The 5,210-nt window shown below is 71.6% G+C and carries 5 protein-coding genes; 4 read left to right on the plus strand and 1 reads right to left on the minus strand.

Annotation, left to right across the window (positions count from 1 at the left end; translation table 11 throughout):
- Positions 1-29: 29 nt before the first annotated feature.
- Positions 30-1,529, minus strand: coding sequence for a PLP-dependent aminotransferase family protein (locus tag ACFWM7_RS33355; RefSeq protein WP_383268014.1), 1,500 nt, complete (start codon positions 1,527-1,529; stop codon positions 30-32).
- 102 nt (positions 1,530-1,631) lie between these two features.
- Between ACFWM7_RS33355 and ACFWM7_RS33360 the strand changes: the two genes are divergently transcribed.
- The 4 genes from ACFWM7_RS33360 to ACFWM7_RS33375 all read left to right on the plus strand — a co-directional run bounded on the left by ACFWM7_RS33360 (position 1,632) and on the right by ACFWM7_RS33375 (position 5,169).
- Positions 1,632-2,351: a YitT family protein gene (locus ACFWM7_RS33360; RefSeq protein WP_383268016.1), complete on the plus strand. Its 720-nt coding sequence runs from the start codon at positions 1,632-1,634 to the stop codon at positions 2,349-2,351.
- Positions 2,348-3,109, plus strand: coding sequence for a glycerophosphodiester phosphodiesterase (locus ACFWM7_RS33365; protein WP_383268019.1), 762 nt, complete (start codon positions 2,348-2,350; stop codon positions 3,107-3,109). Before ACFWM7_RS33360 ends, ACFWM7_RS33365 begins: the two co-directional genes overlap by 4 nt.
- A gap of 46 nt (positions 3,110-3,155) precedes the next feature.
- Positions 3,156-4,529 (plus strand): MFS transporter, encoded by a 1,374-nt coding sequence (locus tag ACFWM7_RS33370; RefSeq protein WP_383268022.1) that lies wholly within the window; start codon positions 3,156-3,158, stop codon positions 4,527-4,529.
- 265 nt (positions 4,530-4,794) lie between these two features.
- Positions 4,795-5,169, plus strand: a complete 375-nt coding sequence (locus ACFWM7_RS33375) for an RNA polymerase-binding protein RbpA (protein WP_003959706.1) — start codon at positions 4,795-4,797, stop codon at positions 5,167-5,169.
- Positions 5,170-5,210: the final 41 nt, after the last annotated feature.

Genomic DNA, 5,210 nt, shown 5'->3' on the forward strand with positions numbered 1-5,210 from the left:
CTCCCCGCCCGCCGCTGTCGTCCCCGTCCTCAGGCCACGAAGGAGCGCGGGGTGTCGGCTCCCGCTCCCGCCCCGGAGCGCACCAGGTCCACCGCCGCGGCCAGACGTACGGCCGCCTCGTCGGCGACCGGCCCGCTCACCGTGAACGGCAGCCGTACGTACCCCTCGAAGGCCCCGTCGACCCCGAAGCGGGGGCCCGACGGCACGCGGACGCCGACGCGTTCGCCCGCCACGGCCAGCCGGGATCCGGAGATGCCGCCGGTGCGCACCCAGAGCGTCAGTCCGCCGCGCGGCACGGTGAACTCCCAGTCCGGCAGCTCCCGGCGCACCGCCGTCACCAGGGCGTCCCGGTTCTCCCGGGCCTGGCTCCGCCGGACCTCGACGGCCTGTTCCCAGCCGCCGGTGCCCATGAGCCAGTTGATGGCGAGCTGTTCCAGGACGGGCGTGCCCATGTCGGCGTACGCGCGGGCGGCGACCAGGCTGCGGATGACGTCCGGGGCCGCGCGCACCCAGCCGATCCGCATCCCCGCCCAGAAGGCCTTGCTGGCCGAGCCGACGGTCAGGACCGTGCTGCCGGCCGGGTCGAAGGCGCAGACCCGGCGCGGCATGTCGATGTCGGCGTCCAGGCGGAGTTCGTTCATGGTCTCGTCGACGACCAGGACCGTTCCGGCGGACCGGGCCGCCTCCACCAGGTCGCGGCGCTGCTGCTCGTCGGCGAGCGCGCCGGTGGGGTTGTGGAAGTCGGCCACCACATAGGCGAGCCGGGGAGCTGCGTCCCGCAGCACCTGGCGCCAGCGGTTCATGTCCCAGCCGCCGAGCCCCTCCTGCATGGCGACCGGGACGAGGCGGGCGCCCGTCTCGCGCATCAGCTGGAGAATGTTGGCGTACGAAGGGGACTCGACCGCGATCCGTTCACCGCGGCCCGCGAAGAGGTGGCAGATCGCGTCGATGGCGCCCATCGCACCGGTGGTGACCATGATCTGTTCGGGCATGGTCGGGATGCCGAGCGCGGTGTAGCGGTCGGCGATCATCCGGCGCAGGGCGGGCAGCCCGGCCGGGTAGTCGCCGTGCGTGTGGGCGTACGGCGGCAGTTCCTCCAGCGCCCCCTGGACCGCCCGCGTCAGCCACGGTTCGGGTGCGGGCAGGGCCGCGCAGCCGAGGTCGATCATCGAGCCGAGGGACTCCGGCGGCAGCGGTTCGAGGCCGCGGGCGGGCAGCGGGTTGCCGGCCGGGACGGCGGTCCAGCTGCCCGCGCCGCGCCGGGACTCCAGGAAGCCTTCGGCGCGCAGGGCCTCGTAGGCGGCGGCGACGGTCGTGCGGCTCACCGACAGGGCGAGGGCCAGTTCGCGTTCGGCGGGGAGCCGGGCGGCGACCGGAACCCGGCCCTCCAGGACGAGCAGCCGTACGCCGTCGGCGAGCGCGCGGTACGCGGGCGGCTTGCGGCCGCCCGGTCCGGTGGGCCGGGTCTGTTGCGACCGGAGCTGCCGGGCGAGCTGGGCCGCTCCCACCGTCGATGTCCACTGTGCCATCGAAATCAGTCCACCTTCCTCGAATTGGCCATAGTCGGTGGCCGATCCCCTGCCACAGAGTGACATGAAGCAGTCCACCACCACTACATCAGGGGGCACAACGTGGCCAGGACCACCGGCCGGAGCAGCACTCATCTCACCCGGCGGCTGGTCCAGCTGTATGTCGGCCTGGCGCTCTACGGGGCGAGCTCCGCGCTTCTGGTCCGGGCCGGACTGGGCCTGGAGCCGTGGGGTGTGCTGCACCAGGGGCTCGCGGAGCGGACCGGGATCTCGATCGGCGTGGTGTCGATCATCGTCGGCGCGGTGGTACTGCTGCTGTGGATCCCGCTGCGCCAGCGGCCGGGGCTCGGCACGGTCTCCAACGTCTTCGTGGTCGGGCTGGCGATGGACGGGACGCTCGCGGTGGTCGGCGACCTCGACGCACTCGGCATCCGGATCCCGGTGATGGTGCTCGGCATCGTCCTCAACGGCGTGGCGACCGGGCTGTACATCGCGGCCCGCTTCGGCCCGGGGCCGCGGGACGGGCTGATGACCGGGCTGAACCACATCACCGGCCGCTCGATCCGGTTGGTCCGCACGGCGCTCGAAGTGGCGGTCGTGGCGACCGGCTTCGTGCTCGGCGGCTCGGTGGGGGCCGGCACGGTGCTGTACGCGCTGGCCATCGGCCCGCTGGCCCAGCTCTTCCTGCGGATGTTCGCGCTCCCCGCGCCCGCCGGCACGGGTGTCCCCGTCGCCTCGGGCGAGCCGTCCGCCCCCGCGACGGCCGCCGGTTCCGGACCCGTCGCCGCTCCGCCGTCCGGGCAGGCCATACTGCCGCAGTGAATCCGAGCCACCCGTATCTGGACCACCCGACGCCGATCCCGTTCGCCCATCGCGGCGGGGCGGCGGACGGGGTGGAGAACACCGCGACCGCCTTCCGCCGGGCGTCGAAGGCGGGCTACCGCTACTTCGAGACCGATGTCCACACCACGGCGGACGGCCGGCTGGTCGCCTTCCACGACGCGACGCTGGACCGGGTCACCGACGCCCGGGGCCGGATCGCCGAACTGCCCTGGAGCGAGGTGAGCCGGGCCCGGGTCGGGGGCGGCGAACCGCTCCCGCTCTTCGAGGAGCTGCTGGAGGAGTTCCCCGAGGCCCGCTGGAACGTGGACCTGAAGGCCGAGTCGGCGCTGGAGCCGCTGCTCGCCCTGATCCGCCGGACCGACGCGTGGGACCGGATCTGCGTCGGCTCGTTCTCCGAGGCCCGGGTGGCCCGCGCACACCGCCTGGCGGGCCCCCGGCTGGCCACGTCGTACGGGGTGCGGGGCGTCCTGGCGCTGCGGCTGCGTTCGTACGGGATCCCCGCACCGCTGCGCGCGGGCGCGGTGTGTGCACAGGTCCCCGAGCGGCAGGGCCCCATCCCTGTGGTGGACGCCCGCTTCGTCCGCACGGCGCACGCGCTCGGGCTCCGGGTGCACGTCTGGACGGTGAACGAGCCGGAGCGGATGGCGGCGCTCCTGGACCTCGGTGTGGATGGCATCATGACCGATCACATCGAGACGCTGCGCACGGTGCTGAGCGAGCGGGGGGCATGGTCCTGACGCCCGGTCCGTCCGCGTCCACAGGGGACGAGCGAGGGGACGCGGCGTGAGCACCGGGACCACAGGAACGGCCGATCCGTCCGGACAGCCGCCGGGCGGGGGTACGGCGGCCGCCCGCAAGCGGGAGCAGCACGGCTGGTACTTCTACGACTTCGCGTGCTCCGTCTACTCCACCAGCGTGCTGACCGTCTTCCTCGGTCCGTATCTGACGTCCATCGCGAAGGCGGCGGCGGACCCGGACGGCTTCGTGCATCCGCTGGGCATACCCGTGCGCGCGGGCTCGCTGTTCGCGTACTCCGTCTCGGCGTCCATCGTGGTGGCCGTGATCCTGATGCCGATCGTGGGCGCGGCGGCGGACCGTTCGGGGCGCAAGAAGCCGCTGCTGGCGGCGGCCGCGTACACGGGGGCGGCGGCGACGGCCGGGATGTTCTTCCTGGACGGCCACCGCTATCTGCTGGGCGCGTTCCTGCTGATCGTGGCCAACGCGTCGATCTCCGTGTCGATGGTCCTCTACAACGCCTATCTGCCGCAGATCTCCGAGCCGGAGGAGCGCGACGCGGTCTCCTCGCGCGGCTGGGCCTTCGGCTACACCTCGGGGGCGCTCGTCCTGGTCCTCAACCTGATCCTGTACACCGGCCACGAGTCCTTCGGGCTCGCGGAGTCCGACGCGGTGCGGATCTGCCTCGCCTCGGCCGGTGTGTGGTGGGGCGCGTTCACCCTCGTACCGCTGCGCCGGCTGCGCGACCGCCGGGTGAGGCCGGACGGCGAGGGGGCGGTGGGCTCCGGCTGGAAGCAGTTGCGGGCGACCCTGCGCGACATGCGGCGCCACCCGCTGACGCTCTCCTTCCTGCTGGCCTATCTCGTCTACAACGACGGGATCCAGACGGTGATCTCGCAGGCTTCGCTGTACGGCTCCGAGGAGCTGGGCCTGGATCAGACGACGCTGATCGTCGCGGTGCTACTGGTGCAGATCCTGGCGGTGGCGGGGGCGCTCGGCATGGGGCGGCTCGCCCGGACGTACGGCGCGAAGCGCACGATTCTGGGGTCGCTGGTCATCTGGACCCTGATCCTTCTCGCCGCCTATCTGCTGCCCGCCGACGCGCCGGTGTTCTTCTTCGTCCTGGCGGCGGCGATCGGCCTGGTGCTGGGCGGCAGCCAGGCCCTGTCCCGGTCGCTGTTCTCGCATCTGGTGCCACGCGGCAAGGAGGCGGAATACTTCTCCGCGTACGAGATGAGCGACCGCGGACTGAGCTGGCTGGGGCCCCTGGTGTTCGGTCTGGCGTACCAGGTGACCGGCAGCTACCGGGACGCGATCATCTCGTTGATCGTGTTCTTCGCCCTCGGCGCGGTGCTGCTCGCACGGGTTCCGGTGAGGCGTGCGGTGGAGGCCGCGGGCAACCCCGTACCGGAACGGATTTAGACGTTGAAGTCAAAGGCCGGTAGTATACGTCTTTGGCCTGCCCGGAGGACCGTTACTGCCAGTGGAAGCGGCTCAACCGTTGGGTGACAACATCCACCAGAGGTGACAAACCGGGCATGGGCGGGTACTCAACCCAGATAAAGCAGCGGCACGACGGGCGACGTATGACCCGCAACGGGAATCTTTACCGCCGACCGGACGTTGACCGGATGACGACGACAGCGACATTTTGTCCTGTGGGCGACAAGCCCGGGAGGCACGATTCATGAGTGAGCGAGCTCTCCGCGGCACGCGACTTGTGGTTACCAGCTACGAGACGGACCGCGGCATCGATCTGGCCCCGCGCCAGGCGGTGGAGTACGCATGCCAGAACGGACATCGATTTGAGATGCCGTTCTCGGTAGAGGCAGAGATTCCGCCGGAGTGGGAGTGCAAGGCGTGCGGCGCCCAGGCACTCCTGGTGGACGGGGATGGCCCCGAGGAGAAGAAGGGCAAGCCGGCGCGCACGCACTGGGACATGCTCATGGAGCGGCGCACCCGCGAGGAGCTGGAGGAGGTGCTGGCCGAGAGGCTGGCGGTTCTGCGCTCCGGAGCCATGAACATCGCCGTTCACCCGCGGGACAGCAGGAAGTCTGCCTGACCGCGTAACACCGCACAGCAGCACCACAGCAGTACCAAGAG

It is taken from the genome of Streptomyces sp. NPDC058375 (genome assembly GCF_042723425.1).
Lineage (GTDB): Bacteria > Actinomycetota > Actinomycetes > Streptomycetales > Streptomycetaceae > Streptomyces > Streptomyces durocortorensis.

Bases quoted from the DNA above. Each gene is read 5' to 3' on its own strand.
- ACFWM7_RS33355 (WP_383268014.1), bottom strand. From the start codon at position 1,529: ATGGCACAGTGGACATCGACGGTGGGAGCGGCCCAGCTCGCCCGGCAG.
- ACFWM7_RS33375 (WP_003959706.1), top strand. From the start codon at position 4,795: ATGAGTGAGCGAGCTCTCCGCGGCACGCGACTTGTGGTTACCAGCTAC.